The organism is Streptomyces sp. NPDC096136 (assembly GCF_044763325.1).
Lineage (GTDB): Bacteria > Actinomycetota > Actinomycetes > Streptomycetales > Streptomycetaceae > Streptomyces.
Window position 1 is genome coordinate 68493 of sequence record NZ_JBIWFZ010000018.1, and the last position, 17526, is coordinate 86018.

Annotated in this window: 15 protein-coding genes and 2 tRNA genes; 10 read left to right on the top strand and 7 right to left on the bottom strand. The window is 74.2% G+C overall.

Annotated features, from left to right (window positions below):
* Positions 1-13: 13 nt before the first annotated feature.
* Positions 14-460 carry a hypothetical protein gene (locus ACIRBY_RS29310; RefSeq protein WP_403906061.1) on the bottom strand — a complete coding sequence of 149 codons (447 nt, stop codon included), beginning with the start codon at positions 458-460 and terminating at the stop codon, positions 14-16.
* A 235-nt stretch (positions 461-695) separates the two neighbouring features.
* On the opposite strand from ACIRBY_RS29310, the gene ACIRBY_RS29315 reads away from it, so the two are divergent.
* Positions 696-2018, top strand: coding sequence for a tetratricopeptide repeat protein (locus ACIRBY_RS29315; protein ID WP_403906063.1), 1323 nt, complete (start codon positions 696-698; stop codon positions 2016-2018).
* 36 nt (positions 2019-2054) lie between these two features.
* On the opposite strand, the gene ACIRBY_RS29320 is transcribed toward ACIRBY_RS29315, so the two are convergent.
* The gene (locus ACIRBY_RS29320; RefSeq protein ID WP_403906065.1) at positions 2055-2651 is read right to left on the bottom strand and encodes a histidine phosphatase family protein; all 597 of its coding nucleotides are present in this window, start codon (positions 2649-2651) and stop codon (positions 2055-2057) included.
* Between the two features lie 190 nt (positions 2652-2841).
* On the opposite strand from ACIRBY_RS29320, the gene ACIRBY_RS29325 reads away from it, so the two are divergent.
* From ACIRBY_RS29325 to ACIRBY_RS29335, 3 genes are read left to right on the top strand one after another with little or no spacing between them, the layout of a single operon-like run.
* Positions 2842-4011, top strand: a complete 1170-nt coding sequence (locus ACIRBY_RS29325; protein WP_403906067.1) for a hypothetical protein — start codon at positions 2842-2844, stop codon at positions 4009-4011.
* A complete protein-coding gene (locus ACIRBY_RS29330; RefSeq protein ID WP_403906069.1) occupies positions 3999-5570 on the top strand; it encodes a hypothetical protein in 1572 nt (523 codons plus the stop codon). The genes ACIRBY_RS29325 and ACIRBY_RS29330 overlap by 13 nt, the downstream gene beginning before the upstream one ends.
* Positions 5567-6898 carry an AAA domain-containing protein gene (locus ACIRBY_RS29335; RefSeq protein ID WP_403906071.1) on the top strand — a complete coding sequence of 444 codons (1332 nt, stop codon included), beginning with the start codon at positions 5567-5569 and terminating at the stop codon, positions 6896-6898. Before ACIRBY_RS29330 ends, ACIRBY_RS29335 begins: the two co-directional genes overlap by 4 nt.
* On the opposite strand, the gene ACIRBY_RS29340 is transcribed toward ACIRBY_RS29335, so the two are convergent.
* The gene (locus ACIRBY_RS29340; RefSeq protein ID WP_403906073.1) at positions 6882-7400 is read right to left on the bottom strand and encodes a MarR family winged helix-turn-helix transcriptional regulator; all 519 of its coding nucleotides are present in this window, start codon (positions 7398-7400) and stop codon (positions 6882-6884) included. The genes ACIRBY_RS29335 and ACIRBY_RS29340 overlap by 17 nt on opposite strands.
* A gap of 134 nt (positions 7401-7534) precedes the next feature.
* Here ACIRBY_RS29340 and ACIRBY_RS29345 point away from each other — a divergent pair, with 134 nt between their 5' ends.
* The 4 genes from ACIRBY_RS29345 (at position 7535) to ACIRBY_RS29360 (ending at position 9321) form a co-directional block, all read left to right on the top strand.
* On the top strand, positions 7535-8092 hold the full coding sequence (locus ACIRBY_RS29345; RefSeq protein WP_403906075.1) for an NADPH-dependent FMN reductase: 558 nt from the start codon (positions 7535-7537) through the stop codon (positions 8090-8092).
* 73 nt (positions 8093-8165) lie between these two features.
* Positions 8166-8510, top strand: a complete 345-nt coding sequence (locus ACIRBY_RS29350; protein WP_403906076.1) for a hypothetical protein — start codon at positions 8166-8168, stop codon at positions 8508-8510.
* A gap of 141 nt (positions 8511-8651) precedes the next feature.
* Positions 8652-9257, top strand: a complete 606-nt coding sequence (locus ACIRBY_RS29355; RefSeq protein WP_403906078.1) for a bifunctional DNA primase/polymerase — start codon at positions 8652-8654, stop codon at positions 9255-9257.
* A tRNA-Lys gene (locus tag ACIRBY_RS29360) sits at positions 9248-9321 on the top strand. The genes ACIRBY_RS29355 and ACIRBY_RS29360 overlap by 10 nt, the downstream gene beginning before the upstream one ends.
* A gap of 67 nt (positions 9322-9388) precedes the next feature.
* On the opposite strand, the gene ACIRBY_RS29365 is transcribed toward ACIRBY_RS29360, so the two are convergent.
* A complete protein-coding gene (locus ACIRBY_RS29365) occupies positions 9389-10588 on the bottom strand; it encodes a M6 family metalloprotease domain-containing protein (protein WP_403906081.1) in 1200 nt (399 codons plus the stop codon).
* Positions 10589-11089: 501 nt separating this feature from the next.
* Between ACIRBY_RS29365 and ACIRBY_RS29370 the strand changes: the two genes are divergently transcribed.
* Positions 11090-12919, top strand: coding sequence for a putative bifunctional diguanylate cyclase/phosphodiesterase (locus ACIRBY_RS29370; RefSeq protein WP_403906275.1), 1830 nt, complete (start codon positions 11090-11092; stop codon positions 12917-12919).
* A gap of 164 nt (positions 12920-13083) precedes the next feature.
* On the opposite strand, the gene ACIRBY_RS29375 is transcribed toward ACIRBY_RS29370, so the two are convergent.
* Together ACIRBY_RS29375 and ACIRBY_RS29380 are read right to left on the bottom strand one after the other, a co-directional pair.
* Positions 13084-14799 (bottom strand): glycosyl hydrolase family 18 protein, encoded by a 1716-nt coding sequence (locus ACIRBY_RS29375; protein ID WP_403906083.1) that lies wholly within the window; start codon positions 14797-14799, stop codon positions 13084-13086.
* Between the two features lie 276 nt (positions 14800-15075).
* The gene (locus tag ACIRBY_RS29380) at positions 15076-16293 is read right to left on the bottom strand and encodes an LLM class flavin-dependent oxidoreductase (protein WP_403906086.1); all 1218 of its coding nucleotides are present in this window, start codon (positions 16291-16293) and stop codon (positions 15076-15078) included.
* Between the two features lie 248 nt (positions 16294-16541).
* Here ACIRBY_RS29380 and ACIRBY_RS29385 point away from each other — a divergent pair, with 248 nt between their 5' ends.
* A complete protein-coding gene (locus tag ACIRBY_RS29385; protein ID WP_366452146.1) occupies positions 16542-17300 on the top strand; it encodes an IclR family transcriptional regulator C-terminal domain-containing protein in 759 nt (252 codons plus the stop codon).
* Between the two features lie 96 nt (positions 17301-17396).
* On the opposite strand, the gene ACIRBY_RS29390 is transcribed toward ACIRBY_RS29385, so the two are convergent.
* Positions 17397-17470: transfer RNA gene (locus ACIRBY_RS29390), tRNA-Lys, on the bottom strand.
* Positions 17471-17526 lie beyond the last annotated feature (56 nt).

Sequence of the window (17526 nt, forward strand, 5' to 3'; positions counted from 1 at the left end):
GCTGGCCAGAGCCTCACCGACAGTTGTCGGCCGCCTCGATGAGCCGGGCCGCCTCGCCCAGCGCCGCCCGCAGCACGTCAGGATCGGTGACCGGGCCCACCGACTCGGGCGGCAGCAGCCAGCCCGTGCCGCCCGCGGTGGGCGCGGCGAGGTCCCCGAAGCGCATGCCGCGCCCGTTGGTCTGCGTGCAGGCGCTGCCGGGGAGGTCCCAGGCGTCGGCGGTGCCCGGCGGGACGAGGAACCCGAGCGTGTCGCCGGAACCGTCGTGCAGCACGGGGCCGACCGCGGGGGCGGTCCGGCCGGCACCGCGGCGGATGATGTCCACCGCCTCCAGCCCCTGGCGGACGGAGACGGTCACCAGGTCCGGGGCCGGAACCGGGGAGGGGAGCCCGGCCGCGGCCGGGGCGGTGAACGCATGCGCGCCGGCGTCGGGCGCGGTGCTCGTACCAATGCTGTCCATGCCGGCCTCCACCAAGGGGAACCCCTCCTCGATCCGTATCCGCATGGGTTCAACGCGGCGAAGCGTCAACAGGTGCGGCGGCAAGACGCTGCAAAGGATGGCACTTCATGGCGGATCGCGGGTGAGATATCCGTTTTGTAGCCAAACACCGCGTGGGACCCCCCTCACCGGCGGTACGTTCGTGCGCGCCGGAGCACACGACTCCGGGGCGAGCGTGTCCAGAGAGGCAGCGTCCATGGCGGCGTCACCCCACTCACCCAACTCCTGCTTCCGGCGGCTGCGCGGAGCACACTCCCCGGCCGAGTTCGCGGCCATGGTGCGACGGGCCGCACGGGAGATCGGCGAAACGGTTTCCTGCGACGCCCGCTACATCGGCCGCGTCGAGTCGGGCGAGATCCGCTGCCCCAACTACGCCTACGAGCGGGTCTTCCTCCACATGTTCCCCGGCCGCACCCTGGCCGACCTGGGCTTCTCCCCCCGCGAGGCGGTCCGCGGACGGGCCGCGCAGCGCGCCCTGCCCGCCCCGCCCGTCTTCACCCACCTCATCCACCGTTCCAAGGAGAGCGACGTGCTGCGCCGCGCCTTCATGGCGGGCGGCTCCGCGACCGTGGCGGCCGCGACGCTCAGCCTCACCCTGCTCGGCGACAGCCGCCGGATCCCCTCCCGCGCCGGCGAGGCCGAGGCCGCCGCCGTCGAGGACGCCGTACGCCAGATCCGGCTGCTGGACGACCGGCACGGCGCCGACGCCCTCTACCGGCGGGCCGCGCAACCCCTGCGGACCGCCTACGCCCTGCTCGACGCGGGAGCCACCCGCCAGTCCACCGAGGACCGGCTGCACGCGGGGGCCGGGGAGCTGGCCGTCTCCGTGGGCTGGCTGGCCCACGACTCGGGCCGCTTCGAGGACGCCCGCTCGCACTACGCCGAGGCCCTGGCCACCGCCCGGGTGGCCGGGGACGCGGGCCTGGAGGCGCACGCCTTCAGCAACATGGCCTTCCTGGCCCGGGACTGCGGGCGCCCCCGCGAGTCGGTGCGGGCGGCCCAGGCCGGCCGGCGCGCGGCCCGCTCGCTGGGCTCGCCCCGCCTGCTGGCGCTGCTTGCGCTGCGGGAGGCGGGCGGCTGGTCGGGGCTCGGGGACCGCCGGGCCTGCGAGGAGGCGCTGACCCGGGCGCACACCGAGTTCGCGCGGGGGGCGAGCGCCGCCGACCCGGAGTGGATGTCCTTCTTCGGCGAGGCCGAACTGGAGTCCCTGGAGTCCCGCTGCTGGGCGGCGCTCGGGGAATACGCCCGCGCGGCCCGGCACGCCCGCCGCGCGGCCGACCTCCAGGACCCGCACTTCGCGCGGAACGTAGCCCTCTACACTGCCGAGCTCGCCGACGACCTGGCCCGCGCCGGGGCGCCCGACGAGGCCGCCTGGGCCGGCGGACGGGTGCTGGACCTGCTGACGGAGGTCCAGTCGACCCGGATCCGCTCCATGCTGGCCGGCACCGCCCGCACCCTGGTGCCGCACCAGCGCTCCCCCCGCGTCGGCGCGTTCCTCACCCGCCACGCCCAGGCGTAGGGCCGTGGCGGGGGACGGCCGGAGGGGTACGGGGCCCTACCCCTCCAGGTGCCCCGTGTCGTTCCAGCGCTCCAGCGCCGGCGCCCCGTACGCCCAGCCCAGGACCGACAGCGAGGTCGGGTCCAGGCGGATGCGGGCGCCGAAGGAGGCCTCGAAGCCCAGCCAGCGGGCGGCGAGGGTGCGCAGGACGTGCCCGTGCGCGAAGACCAGGACGTCCCGCTCCGCCGAGCGGGCCCAGGCGACCACCTCGTCCGCGCGGGCCGCCACGTCCGCGACGGACTCGCCGCCGGGGACCCCGTCGCGCCAGATCAGCCAGCCCGGCCGGACCGCCTGGATCTCGGCCGGCGTCATCCCCTCGTAGTCGCCGTAGTCCCACTCCATGAGGGTGTCCCAGGGCTCCGCCTGCGCCCCGAAGCCCGCCAGGTCGCAGCTCTCGCTCGCCCGGACCAGGGGGCTGGTGCGCACCTCCAGGCCGCGCAGGGAGACCCAGGGCTCGCCGGCGAGCCGCTCGCCCAGCCGCTTCGCCCCCTGCCTGCCCTCCTCCAGCAGGGGCACGTCCGTGCGCCCGGTGTGCTTGCCGAGCAGGGACCATGCCGTCTGGCCGTGGCGGGCCAGCAGGATGCGGGGGGCCATCTGTGTTTCTCCCGGTCCGTGGGGTTTCGCCCTGTGCTGCGCGAATCCGTCGTCCGTCCATCATCGCCGACGTGAACGCGGGGCGGCTCCGTCCGACGGGGCGCGGGCGGGAGCGGGCCCGGACGGCGGGAACCGGTCCGTTTCCGCCGTAAGTCCACGATTGTCAGTGACGGATGGGACACTTCCGCCCGTGAGCTCCTACCCGCCCAGCGGCCCGCCCCAGACGACGACACTGCGGCAGCGGCTCGCCGACCTGCGCGGCCCCGCCGTACCGCCCCGTCCGCTCGACGCCCGGGCACTCGCCGCGCTCGCCGCGAACCCGGGCTGTGGCAGACGGGCGATCCTCGACGGCGCCGGGGTGGACAAGAACGCCCTGGCCGCGGCCCTCGGCACGCCGGCCGCTTTCGGCCAGTCGCAGTTCGCGATCATCCGCGGGAACTCCTTCGAGGCCAGGGTCAAGGGCGACGGCGGCGCCGAGCTGCTGCGCCTGGTCCACGCCCGGCTGGGCGCCGGCGCCGAGCCCCCCGGGCCGGACGCCCGGGTGCCCGACCTCACCGCCGCCGGGCCGGAGGGCCGGGCCGCCCGGACCGCGCTGGCCCTGCGGGAGGCCACCGCCGCGCGTACCTGGACCCTGCTGGACCATCCGATGCTGGCCCTGGAGGTGGCGGGCACCCCCGCCTACCTGGAGCCCGACGCCGTCGTGGTGCACCCCGACGGCCGCTGGACCGTCGTGGAGATCAAGTCGTTCCCGATGATCGACGGGGCCGCCGACGCCGCGAAGGTCGGGGCCGCCGCCCGGCAGGCCGCCGTGTACGTCCTGGCCCTGGAGCAGACCGCAGCGAAGCTGGCCGGCGCCGAGGTCGACCACCGGGTGCTGCTGGTCTGCCCGAAGGACTTCTCCAACCTGCCCACCGCCGAACCCGTCGACGTCCGCCGCGAGCGCTCGGTCACCCGCCGCCAGCTGGAGCGGCTGACCCGGATCGAGGACCTGGCAGCCGGCCTGCCCGAGGGGCTCTGCTTCGACCCCGCCCGGCCGGCCGAGGAGCTGACCCGGGCCGTCTCCGCCGTCTCCGCCGCCTACGCCCCCGAGTGCCTGGCCGCCTGCGAACTGGCCTTCCACTGCCGCGAGCGCTCCCGCGCCGCCGGGGACCCGGCCGCGCTCGGCCGGTCCGTCCGCGGCGAGCTGGGCGGGCTGGGCAGCGTCGAGGCGGCCCTGGCCGCCGCCGCGGGCGCGGGCCCCGAGGGCGATCCCACCGCCGACGCCCTGCGCCAGGCGGCCCGGCTGCGCGCCGAGGCCCTGGAAGGGGCCGCCGTCCGACCCCCGTACCAGGCCCCGGAGACCCCCGCATGCCCCTGCTGACCACCCTCGCCCGGCTGGAGGCGGTCCGCGCGGGCCGCGCCCGGCCGCTGGCGACCGTACGCCACCGCCACCTGGGCGCGCAGCCGCTGGTCTTCGTGCCGCTGACCACCGCCGGTGAGGCCGGGGCCCCGCTCGGCGCGATGCTGGGCACCGACCGGCACGATCCGCGGATCCTCGTCATACCGCAGCCCCGTGACCGGGACCTGCGCTGGGAGTTCCTCGGCGAGCTGGCCCGGCAGCTGGTGCCGTACATCGAGTCCTACGCGGACGCGGTCGAGCCCGCCGAGCGGACCGAGACCGACCCGGAGACCGGGAAGAGGACCAAGGTCGAGGCCGAACTGTGCGTGGACGCGCCGCAGATCGTCGTTCCGAGCCGGGCCGGCATCGAGTACGTACGGCTGCTGGGCCGGTCGATGCGGTTCCGCCGGACCGCCGAGGAGGACCCGGAGAACCCCTACCCGGCGCCCACCCGGGTCCCGCTGCTGGGCCGCTGGTTCACACACCTCGCCGAGCGCTCCCGCGTGCCCGGGTCCTCGCTGCTGCTGTCCGCCACCGACCTGCTCTCCCGGCACTGGGCGACGGGCCAGAGCAACCTGGAGGACCAGCACCTGGGCTCCCTGCTGGCCTGGATCGCCCCGCCGGAGGGCGTCTCGGGCGCCGAGTGGGCGCTCAGGGTGGAGCTGGGGCGGGACCGGGACGGCCGGCTGCTGTTCCCGCCGGCCGGCCCGGCCACCGACCCCGCCTTCGACAACGGGCTGCTGGCGCCGGCGATCGCGCGGTTCGACGCCGCCCGCTCGGCGGACGGGCCCCGCGACGAGGAGGCCGTGCGGCGGGCCGGGGAGGAGGTCCGGCGGCTGGTCGTGGACCAGATGGAACCCGCCTGGCGGCAGACCTGGGAGGCGATCGACCTGGTGCGCGCCCTGCCGCCGGGCGAGCGGACCGAGGAGCGCTGGACCCGCGACCGCTGGTCCTTCACCGGCCACCGCGACCGGGTCCGGGCGGGCGAGCCGCCGCAGCCGCGCCGCGACGACGCGGTGACGGCGGCCCAGAAGCTGGCCACGCGGGAGACCGAGCAGGTGCGGCTGGACGCGCAGGAGGCCCTGGACGACCCGCTGGTGATGGCGGGCCGGCGGTTCGCGGGGGAGGCCTTCGCCGGCGAGGTCACCGAGGTGGCCATGGAGTGGACGGAGGGCAGGCGCCCCCGCCCGCGCCCCCTGCTGACGGTGGCCACCGAGGACCGGCCGCAGCTGGCGGACGAGGGCGGCGGGAAGGTCTTCCGCTCGCTGGACGGCCGCCAGCAGGCCTTCGAGTTCGTGGGCCGCGAGGAGGACGGCCGGCTGGTGCTGCGCGTCCTCGACAAGATGGGCGCCGGGCGGGAGCCGGTGGCGGGCTCGGTGCCCGAGAAGGGCGACCGGGTGTGCTGGACCCTGTTCGAGCACGACGCGCGCGGCGGCCCGAAGCTGCCCGACCCGGAGAACACCCCGTGGACGCACGGCGGCCCGCCGGGATCCTCCGCCGCCCCCGCCCTGGACGCCGTGACCGACGAGGACATCCTGTGAGCACCGCTTTCGACCCGGGCGCGGCCGCCGACCGGGCGACCGCCGCCATCCTCCGCGACACCCTGCACGGCAGCGAGCGGGGCGTGGTCGTCGACTCCCCGCCCGGGGCCGGGAAGTCGACGCTGGTGGTGCGCGCGGCCCGGGAACTGGCCGCCGCCGGGCGCCGGCTGATGGTGGTCGCGCAGACCAACGCGCAGGTCGACGACCTGGTGCTGCGGCTCGCCGACAAGGACCCGGAGCTGAAGGTGGGCCGGCTGCACAGCAGCGACGCCGACGCCTACGACCCGGCGCTGCGCGACCTGCCCTCCGTCACCCTTTCGGCGAAGCCGGCCGACCTGGCCGAACTGCCCGTCACCCTCTCGACGGCCGCCAAGTGGGCGTACGTGAAGGCGGAGCCCTGGGAGCACGCGATCGTCGACGAGGCGTACCAGATGCGCTCCGACGCGCTGCTGGCCGTGGCGGGGCTGTTCGAGCGGGCCCTGTTCGTGGGCGACCCGGGGCAGCTGGACCCGTTCAGCGTGGTCGGCGCGGAGCAGTGGGCCGGGCTGTCCTACGACCCCTCCGCCTCTGCGGTCTCCACCCTGCTGGCGCACAACCCCCGGCTGCCGCAGCACCGGCTGCCGGTGTCCTGGCGGCTCCCGGCGACGGCCGCGCCGCTGGTCTCGCGCGCCTTCTACCCGTACTCGCAGTTCCGCAGCGGGACGGGTCCGGGCGAGCGGCGGCTGGCGTACGGGGTCGCGTCGGACGGTTCCGGTCCGGACCGGGTGCTGGACGAGGCGGCCGAGGCGGGCTGGGGCCTGCTCGAACTCCCCGCCCGGCACACCCCGCGCACGGACCCGGAGGCGGTCGGGGCGGTGGCCCTGGTGGTCCGCCGCGCCCTGGACCGCGGCGCGGTGACCTCCGACGAGCGCTCCCCGGTCCCCGCCCCGCTGACCCCGGCGCGCATCGCGGTGGGCACGGCGCACCGCGACCAGGCGGCGGCCGTCCGCTCGGCCCTGGCCTCCCTGGGCGTCACCGGCGTCACGGTGGACACCGCGAACCGCCTCCAGGGCCGCGAGTACGACCTCACGGTGGTCCTCCACCCCCTGTCGGGCCGCCCCGACGCGACGGCCTTCCACCTGGAGACGGGCCGCCTGTGCGTCCTGGCCTCGCGGCACCGGCACGCCTGCGTGGTGGTGGCCCGGGCGGGCATAGCGGAACTCCTGGACGACCACCCGTCCACGGAGCCGGTCCAGCTGGGCGCGACCATCAAGTTCCCCGACGGCTGGGAGGCCAACCACTCGGTCCTCTCCCACCTCGCCGAACACCGGGTCATCTGGCGGCCGTAGGGCCCGTCGCGGCGGCGGGCTGCTTGCGGGTGGCGCCCAAGGTGTGGCGGAGGGTGTCGCCGATCTCGGCGAGGGCGCGGAGCTGATCCGGGGTCAGGACGTCGACCAGGTGGCGGCGTACGGATTCCACGTGGTGCGGGGCGGCCCCGGTGATCGCGGCCACGCCGTCGGCGGTGAGCACCACCTCCGCCCCGCGGCGGTCGGCGGCGACCTCCTCGCGCCGTACCAGGCCGCGCTGTTCCATGCGGGTGAGCTGGTGGGACAGCCGGCTGCGGGACCAGCTCATCAGTGCGGCGAGCGCGGTGACGCGCATGCGGTGGCCGTCGGTCGAGCCGAGGACGGACAGCACGTCGTAGTCGGCCTCGGACAGCCCGCTGTCCTGCTGGAGGTCGCGCGCGATCTCCGCGTTGACGAGGGGGAACATCCGGCGCCAGGCGTACCAGGCGTCCTGCTCGGACTCGGTGAGCCAGCGGGGGCGGGCGGGCTCGGACACTTCGGTCATGGGGGCAGCCTAGCGAGTTTGATGACACGTCACCCATCTAGTTGACACATCACGCACCGCCGGCTTCCCCGCGCGGCACGTCAATCACGAGGCTGTCCCGCACATCACACCAGCGCTCCGAGGGAGTTCGCACCATGACCCGCCTGCTCGTCGTCTCCGCCGCCAACCGCCCCACCTCCGCCGGCCGCCCCCTCGCCCGGTGGGTGGCCGACCTCGCCCGCGAACACGGCGCCTTCGAGGTCACCCCGGTGGACCTCGCGGAGATCGCGCTGCCCTTCCTGGACGAGCCGGAGTTCCCCTCCAGCGGCAACTACGCCCACCAGCACACCCGCGACTGGAGCGCGGTCGTCGACTCCGCCGACGCGTTCGTGTTCGTCCTGCCGATGTACAACGGCGGCTTCACCGCCCCGTTCAAGAACGCCGTCGACTTCCTCTACGCCGAGTGGCAGGGCAAGCCGGTCGGCCTGGTCAGCTACAGCGCGGGCGGCAGCGGCGGCGCCCCGGCCGCCGAGATGCTGCTGCCGGTGCTCACCCAGGTCGGCCTGGTGCCGGCCGCCCGCTCGGTGGCGGTGCCCGGCATCCTCGGCCTGGTCGGCGCCGAGGGCCTCCAGGCCCCGGAGGGACTGGAGGCCGAGGTGACGGGCGTCCTCGACGACATCGCGGCCCTGGTGAAGGAGCCCGCATCGGCGTGACGCCCGGCGCCCTTGCGTGACGCTGGACAATGGAGGGTGGCCCGGAGGAATTCGCAAGCGCAGGAGGACACGCATGGCAGAGCCCGAGCGGACCGGGCGGAGGCAGCGGCCCGCACCGCTGCTCTTCGAGCCCTCGGAGGCCGTCGCGGACCCGGAGCACTTCTTCGACCTGGAGTCGATCGAGGACCCGCGGGAGCTGCTGGCGCGCGCCACCGAACTGACGCTGGCGTTCCGGGCCGCACAGAACCGGGCCGAGGAGTTCCAGGCCCTGGCGGCGGCCCAGCTGGCCGACCCCCGCCGCTTCGACCGCCTCCCGCCGTCCGCGATCGCCGAGGCGGCGGAGTGGACCGAGGACTACGCGCGCCGCATGATCGAGTTCGGCGAGGACCTCCAGCGCGGCACGCCCCCGGAGGCCTGACCCGGTGGGGGCGGGCCGGGCCCCGCCCCACCGGCCGCCCCCGGCGCGTGCGGCGCGCACGATAGCGCAGCCGACCCGCCCCCGTCCCGGTTTCCGGTAACTCGTGGGAACCGACACACTACGGGCGGTAGACATTGGCATATGACGATCCTGACGACGGCCGCCCACTGCCCCGCCCTCGACGGCATCGACGCGCGCACCGCGCCCGCCACCCAGGTCACCCCGCAGGGAGCCGCCTGGCTGGCCTCCGCCTCCGCGCATCCGGGGAGCACCCTGGCCGTCTGGGAGGGGCGGCCCGACGCGCACGCCGTGCTGCCCTGCGGGACCGCCTTCGACGTCGTCAACGTTCCGCTCGTCCTCGGCCGGCGCATGCTCGACCTGCTCTGGGAGCGGGGGCCCGGCTCCGGGCCCGCCGCCGTGCACCGGGGACGGATGCTGCTCTTCGCCACCCCCGGCACCGCCCAGCGGCTCCCCGCCCTGCTCGCCTGGGAGGAGTGGGGCCCCGCCGCCCCGGCCCCGGCGCCCCTCTGCCACGGCCACGGCGACGCCGTCACCGTGCCCCCGCTGCGGCCCGGTCCCGGCCCCTCCCGGTGGCTGGTCGCGCCGGACGCCCGACTCCCCTGGCTGCCCGGTCCGGACTGCCTCCTGTGGGCGTTCCTGCACGCCGCGAGGGGTCCGGCCCCGGTATCGATTTCTGGTTCGGCGGATTCGGATGCTAGTGTCTACCTCGTCAGCAAGCGCCGCTAGCTCAGTTGGTTAGAGCAGCTGACTCTTAATCAGCGGGTCCGGGGTTCGAGTCCCTGGCGGCGCACAGACGGGAGAAGGCCCCCACTCATCAGAGTGGGGGCCTTCTTCGTGCTGTCACGCCGGGTGCGCCGTCACGTCGTGATCTTCACCGTGTAGGCGCCCGACAGCGTCCGGTCCGCGACCTCGATGGTGATCCGCTCCCCCGGCACGGTGAACGTCTCCCCGACCTCCAGCGGGGCGTCGGCGAGCGGCGGGTACACCGAGCGGTCCCAGCAGGCCTCGCTGCGCGGATGGCCGTCCAGCACCTCGATCGGGCCGCCGCCCGAAGCCGCCTCGTTGCGGACCCGGTAGACCAGGACCCCCTCCGTGCAGGTGTCCCCATCGTTGCCGGCGGAGCTCCGCGCCTCGACCGCGATCGCGCTGCCGGGGCCCGTGCGGATCACGGCGAGCCGGGTGCCGCCGGTGGCACCGGGCTTCAGGGGCTGCGAGAGCGGCTGGAGGGTGTGCAGGGAGGTCCCGGAGCGCACGCAGTCGACCTGGGAGGCGTCCAGCCAGCCCAGCTTCCACTTCTGCCAGCCGAACAGGTCCGGGGCCATGCCGAACTGGCTGCCCATGACGTCCCAGTCGCCGACGTACGTGTCCCAGTCGCCCTTGCCGTCCGTCGGGCGGTGGTAGAGGTCGGGCAGGTCGAAGACGTGCCCGGTCTCGTGCGCCAGCACGTTGCGGTCCGGCGGGTGCCGCTCGAAGACGGTGACGATCCGCCGCAGGTCGGTGCCGTCGGCCCGCAGGGGGCGGTCGAAGTTGACGACCTTGGTGGCGTCGGAGTCCACCCCGGGGGCGTTGGGGTCGGCGACGAAGTACACGATGTCGTACGCGCTGAAGTCCACCAGCGGGTCGGCGGCGGCGACCGCGTCCCGCAGGTAGGCGGCCCGGGCGTCCGGGGCCCAGTCGCGCCGTATCCCGTAGGCGGTCGACGGCCTGGGCATCCTGATCCACTGCCGCTGCGGGTGCGGGACCAGCCGGAAGCGGCCGTAGGAGGCCCGTTCGAAGAAGTCGCTGGTGGCCGGGAAGTAATCGGCGGCCAGCTCCTCGGGGGTGACGGCCGTCCGGTGGTCGGGGAAGGAGAGGAAGACCATCACCGCGTGGAGCGTGCGCTCCGGCTTGGGGTAGGCCCGGTTCCAGGTGTCCAGTCCGAGGGAGTGGTGCGCGGCCGTGCGGGTCAGCGCGCAGGGTCCGCCGGTGGCGGGTCCGGCGGCCACGGCGGGTCCCGTGACGAGCGACATGGCGGCGAGCGCCGTCATCGAGGTGAGGATGGCCGCCGTACTTCGCATGCGGGAGCGGTCCACTCCCCCGGGTGTCAGCTGTCGCGGCACATCGACCTCCGGTAGTGGATTCGTCTTGTTCCATCCACCTTGAGGCGATTGTCTTACTTATGCACGATTCCCCTGCCCCACACGAGTGAGCGCTACGACAATTCGGTGACCCCGGGGCCGAGCGCCCTTGCCTACAGAACGTCACTATCGATCACCCAGGATCAGACCATGGCACAGTGCGCTCACAGCCGTGCGGAATCCGTCACGCCGCGGCGGCCGACACGGCGTCAGCGAGGGGCCGACGGGGCGTCAGCACGGCGACGACCCGTGCCCCACACGGCGACGCCGCTGGATAGGGCCTCCGTCAGCCTCTATGATCGGCACACTTTCCTGCACCGACACTCACGAACACTGCGGGAGCCAACGGTGAACGGAAGCTCAGAGGGAACCGGTTCGGCGGCCGACAGCATCCGACCGGCCCTTACGGAGCGTCACCAAGCGGTGCCGGCCGTGCCGGGCATGTCGGCGCCGCCGCCGAGGCCGAGGCCCACCCCCGGGAGCGCCGACCCCGACGGGACCGACGCCAGGGCCGCCGCGGTGATCGGCGGCGCCGCCGGAGCGGGCGAACCCCGCGACTACCGCGCCGCCTTCGACGCGGCCCACCTCGCCATGGCCGTCGTCGACCGCGACGGCGACGTCATCGCCGCCAACCGGGCCCTCGCCTCCCTGCTGGGCGGCGAGCCCCACGAACTGGCCGGGCAGTGCGCCGCCGACCTGGTGGACCTCGCGGCGGAGGCCCGGACCTGGCAGGCCTACCAGGAAGTGCTGCGCGGCCGGCAGGCCCGGCTGCGCTGCACCCGCCGCCTCAAGCACCCCGACGGGCACTCGCTATGGACCGAGGTCACCCTGGGCCCGGTGCCCGGCACCCCGGACGTCCTGCTGTCGGTCGCCGACATCAGCGACCGGCGCGACCTCCAGGCCCGCCTGCGCCACCTCCAGATGCACGACCCCGTGACCCGGCTGCCCAACCGGGCGCTGTTCTTCGAGCGGCTCTCGGCGGCCCTGGAGGGCTCCGCGTACGGCAGCGGCGGAACCGGCCGGATCGGCCTGTGCTACCTGGACCTCGACGGGTTCAAGGCCGTCAACGACACCCTGGGCCACCGGGTCGGCGACCGGCTGCTGACCGCCGTGGCGGCCCGGCTGACCCACTGCGCCGACCAGTCCGGGTACGGGCGCTCGGGCGGCCACCTCGTCGCCCGGCTCGGCGGCGACGAGTTCGCGCTGCTGGTCGAGGACTCCACCGGCACCGAGCAGCTCGTGGACCTGGCGCGCAGCGTGCTGGCCGCCGTGCAGGAGCCCTTCGACCTGGCCGGGCAGCGGCTGTCGGTGTCCGCGTCGATCGGCGTGGTCGAGCGGGACGCGGCCGGGACCTCGGCGACGGGCCTGATGCAGGCGGCGGACACGACCCTGTACTGGGCGAAGGCGGACGGCAAGGCCCGCTGGACCCTCTTCGACCCGGAGCGCAACGCGCACCGGATGACCCGCCAGGCCCTGTCGAGCTCGCTGCGCCCGGCGGTGGAGCGGGGGGAGTTCGCGCTGGAGTACCAGCCGCTGGTGGACCTGGAGAGCAGCGTGGTGCGCGGGGTCGAGGCGCTGGTGCGCTGGAACCACCCGCAGTTCGGCACGCTGACGCCGAATCGGTTCATCGGCATCGCCGAAGAGGACGGCTCGATCGTGCAGTTGGGCCAGTGGGTGCTGCGCACGGCCTGCCGGCAGGCGCGGCGCTGGCAGATCGAGCAGCCCAGCGACGCGCCGGTGTTCGTGTCGGTGAACGTGGCGGTGCGCCAGGTGTGGGACTCGGACCTGGTGGGCGACGTCGCGGAGATCCTCGCCGAGACCGGGCTGGCCCCGCAGCTGCTCCAGCTGGAGCTGACGGAGTCGGCGGTGATGGGTTCGGCGGGTCGGCCCCTCCAGGCCCTCCAGGCGCTCAGCGACATGGGGGTGCGGATCGCCATCGACGACTTCGGCACCGGGTACTCCAACCTGGCCTACCTGTCGCGGCTGCCGGTGTCGGTGCTGAAGCTGGACGGCTCCTTCGTGCGCGGCTTCCGCTACGACGACGGCGCGCATCCGAACCCGGCCGACGAGACCATCGTGGAGGCCCTGGTCCAGCTCGCGCACCGGCTCGGGCTGACGGTGACCGCCGAGTGCGTGGAGACCGCCGGGCAGGCGGCCCGGCTGCGGCGGGTCGGGTGCGACACCGGTCAGGGCTGGCTGTACTCGCGCGCGGTGGCCCCCGAACGGATCGCGGAGATGATCAGCGCCCGCCCGGGCGTGCGCCGGCGCTGAGGTCCGCGGGGCTCCCGGGTCCGCGGGGCTCCCGGGTCCGCGGGCTCCCGGGTCGCGGGCGGTGGCGTCCGGGGGCGGCGGGGGCGGGGCTCCGGGCGCACGGCCGCCCCCGGCCTCGCGGGAGGCACGGGGGCGGTCGGCGCTCGGCGCCGGGTGGGGGGAGATCAGCAGGCGCCGAGGTCCTTCCAGACGCCCCATTCACCGGTGGTGCCGGGCACCTCGTTCTGGGTCCACCACTGGGCCCTCCACTTCCGGCCGTTGTGGGCGACCTCGTTGCCGGCGGTGTAGACCTGGCCCGCGACGTACGCCGGGGTGCTGCCGCAGCCGGTGCTCGGGGGCGTCGTCGGCGGCGTGGTGGGCGGAGTGGTCGGGGGCGTGGTCGGGGGCGTGGTGGGCGGCGTCGTCGGCGGGGTGGTGGGGGGCGTCGTGGCGCCGCCGAGGGCGTCGTTGATCTGGTTCAGCAGGGTGGTCTTGTCGTCCAGGCCGAGCAGGGAGTACATCATCGCGCCGGCCAGGCCGCGGCTCCTGCCGTAGTCGACCCGGGCCTGGATGGACTTCTGGTCCAGGCCGGTGAAGAACTCGCCGTCCTTGTAGAAGTACGAGGCCTTGGCCTGGTCGTCCCAGAAGGTGGTCGCCGGGTTGTCGACGATGCCGCCGAGCTCCTTGTAGTTGGCGATGCCGGCCTGCTGGGACGTGGGGCGGGCGCCGGAGGGGCCGGTGGCGGTCTGGGCGAGGCCGTTGGTGGTGCCGGCGGGCACGCCCTTCCAGCCGCGGTAGTAGAACTCGTAGCCCAGGGTCAGCTTGCCGGCGGGGAAGCCGCCCGCGATGCCGTAGGCAGGGTTGCCGTCGAGCCAGGAGTCGATGGCGTTCTTGATGCCGTACTTCTGGGTGCCCGGGGCGATCGGGTCGGTCGGGTCGGCGGCCGAGTTCAGCAGCGGGGACTGGTGGTACGTCGGCCCGTCGCCGTCCCAGGCGCCGTGCATGTCGTACGTCATGATGTTCGCGTAGTCGAGGTACGAACCGATCTTGTCCGTCTCGATGTACTTGATCTTGTCCTGGCCGGCCGGGAGGGCCGCGGTCAGCAGGTACTTCTTGCCGCCGTCGGCCTGGCCGTAGGCGTCGAGCTGGTCGCGGAACTCCTTGAGCAGCAGCGTGAAGTTCTGCTTGTCCTCGGGGGCGTAGCGGTTGCCGAGGTGGCCTCCGGCGGAGCCCGGGTACTCCCAGTCGATGTCGATGCCGTCGAAGATCCCGGCGGCCGTGCCGGGGCCGCCGTAGCCGTCCGCCTTGGGCAGGTTGCCCTTGATGTACTGGTCGATGCAGGAGGACACGAACTTCTTGCGCGAGGCGTCGGTCTTCGCCGCGTCGCTGAAGTACTTCGAGTACGTCCAGCCGCCGATCGATATGTTGATCTTCAGGTTGGGGTACTTCGCCTTCAGCTGCTTGAACTGGTTGAAGACGCCCACGATCGGCTGGTCCCACTTGTCGGCGACCCCGCTGACGCTGTCGGCCGCGCTGAAGGACTTCTGGTAGTCGGCGTACGAGTCGCCCGCCCCGTCACCGGCGTTGGGGTTGTTGTCGTCGCCCGCCGCCTTGTTCGCCTCGAAGCAGGTGAGGTCGGTGGGGTGGATGTTGCCGAAGGAGTAGTTGATGACGTCGAGCTTGCCCGCGATGCCCCGGGTGTCCAGGTGCTTGGGGTAGAACGCGTTGCCGTACACGCTCCACTGGTCGTAGTAGGCGATCCGCACGCCGCCGGCGGCGGTGCCCGCGGAGGCGGCGGCGCCGGCGGCCTGGGCGGTGCCGATTCCCGCGAAGGCGGCCAGCGCCCCTGCTGCCAGCGCGGCCGTGGCGGCGGCCGCGACGAGGGGTTTACGGATGTGCATGAACTGCCTCCGGGGGGTGGGAGGGGAGGGCATCAGCTTCGGGTGAGAGAAGTGATAGCGATCACGGCGCACCCCAGTCAATGGTTTGGACCAAAGAAGGACTAGACCACTGAGTCGGCAAACTCCCTCGTCAGAGCCCTGGAGGCGCAACGAAAACCGCCCGCCACCCCGGGTGACGAGCGGTTTAAGGATCCCTTAGGCCATGCCCCGGCAAGGTTTCGGCAACAAACCAGCCAAACCCCGTTCTCCCGGGTCCTGTCGGAATCGAGGCCGGGACTAGCCGGCCGCGGGCATGCCGTACGCGTCTGCGACGAGGCCGTACGACCGCAGCCGGGCGTCCCCGCCGTGCGCGTTGGCGGTCAGCATCAGCTCGTCCGCGCCCGTCCGCGCCACCAGCGCGTCGAGTCCGGACCGGACCTCGTCGGGGGTGCCGTGGACGACGTTCGCGAGCCAGCCGTCCACGAACTCCCGCTCCAGCGGCGAGAAGGCGTACGCGGCCGCCTCCTCGGGCGTCGGCACCAGCCCGGGCCGGCCGCTGCGCAGCCGGAGCATCGACAGCGCTCCGGTGAGCACCTGCGCCCGGGCCTGCGCCGCGGTGTCGGCGGCGAGCGCCGAGACCCCGATGAGGGCGTACGGGGCGTCCAGCACGGCCGAGGGGCGGAAGCTCTGGCGGTAGAGGTCGAGGGCGGGCAGGGTGCCCGCGGCGGAGAAGTGGTGGGCGTACGCGAACGGCAGGCCCAGCTCCCCCGCGAGGCGGGCGCTGAAGCCGGAGGAGCCGAGGAGCCAGATCGGGGGCCGGGCGGCGGGGCCCTGCACCGGGCCGGGCACGGCGTGCACGCGGGCGTACGGGTGCCCGTCGGGGAAGTCGTCGTCGAGGAAGCGGGTCAGCTCCGCGAGCCGCCGGGGGAACTCGTCCGCCGCCTCGTCCAGCCGTCCGGGCCCGCGCAGCGCGGCGGCCGTCCGGGGGTCGGAGCCCGGCGCCCGGCCGAGCCCGAGGTCGACCCGGCCGGGGGCGAGGGCCTCCAGCGTGCCGAACTGCTCCGCCACGGCCAGCGGGGCGTGGTTGGGCAGCATGACCCCGCCCGAGCCCAGGCGGATGCGGGAGGTGTGGGCGGCGAGGTGGGCCAGGATCACCGCCGGGGAGGAGCTGGCGACCCCGGGCATGGAGTGGTGCTCGGCGACCCAGTGCCGGTGGTAGCCGCGGGACTCCGCGAGCCGGGATATCCCCACGCTGGTGCGCAGGGAGGCGCCGGCGGTGCTGCCGGCGCCGACGGTGACCAGGTCGAGGACGGACAGCGGGACCGGCGCCGTGCCCCGGGCGGTCCCGCGGACGGGGTCGGCCCCGGCGGCCCCCGGCGCACCGGCGGCCGACACGGCGGCTCCGCTCGCGCCGGCGCGCGCCGCGCCCGCAGGTGTGGCTCCGCTTCCGGTCGTATCGGGTTCCGCGCCCCCGGATCCCGCGCTCCCGGCGCCCGTGGCCTCCGCGTCGCTCATCGTCGTCACTCCCGTTCCGTCCGCCTCGCACGCCCCAGGGGGCGCCCGTACGGAGAAGGGGAACGGCGACCGGCCGCCGGGCATTCCCGGCAGACCAGGGCAGGTGCATGCCGGTGGCATATGCCAGACGGATAGGCCCAGCCAGACGGGTCTGATTAAGCCATCAATCTCCTCAACAGACGCTCCACGTGGGCCTCTTGATGGCTATCGTGGTAGAGCAAGCGGTAACAACCTGGTAGGGGGAAACCGTGGCGCTGAAGCCCGAGCCGACCGCGCCGTTCCACTCGGTGCAGTACGCCCTGCGCGTACTCGAAACGATCTCGCGGCACACCGGCGGTGTGACCGACGTGCAGATCGCGCGTGAGACCGGCCTGCCCGCGGTCCATCTCACCCCGATGCTGCTCATGCTGCGCCGGGAGGGGTACGTGCTCCAGGTCTCCGACGGCGCCTACGCCATAGGGGACTCCCTCGTCCTGCTCGGGTCCGGCAACGACCGGCAGCAGGCCCTCCAGGAGAAGCTCCAGGACACCCTCGACCGGCTGCGCGACTCGGTCGGCGCGGCCGTCTACATCAGCCGCTACGTGGACGGCGAGGTCCGGATCACCCAGTTCGCGGACAGCCCGCGCACGCCCAAGGTGCACGAGTGGGTCGACTTCCGGTCCGCGGCGCACGCCAGCGCGGTCGGCAAGTGCCTGCTCACCCAGCTCGACCAGAACGGGCGGCGCGACCACCTGTCCCGGCACAAGATCGCCCGGCTGACGTCGAAGACGATCGTGAACGAGCGGATCCTGTTCTCGAAGCTGGACAGCCAGCCGGCCACCGTGCCCGTGCTGGACCTCCAGGAGTACGCCGTGGGCACCGTCTGCGCGGCGGTCCCGATCACGGCCGGGGCGGCCGTGGGCTGCCTGGCCCTGTCCATGCCCGTCGAACACGCGCACCGGCTGCGCGCCGCCGCCGACGCGCTGAACCGCAAGGCCGCCCCGCTGCTGCTGTCGCTCACGCTCTGAGCGAGGGGCGGATCACAGGGGGCCGGACCCCGTCGGCAGGGCCCGGAAAGCACTTCAGGCGGTTACCGGTGAACCGGTAACCGCCTGAAGATCAGGTGCGCCGCCAGGGACTCGAACCCCGGACCCGCTGATTAAGAGTCAGCTGCTCTAACCAACTGAGCTAGCGGCGCTTGCTGACAGAGAAAATACTACCTGGTCCCGAGGGGTGCTCCAAACCAGGTCCGCC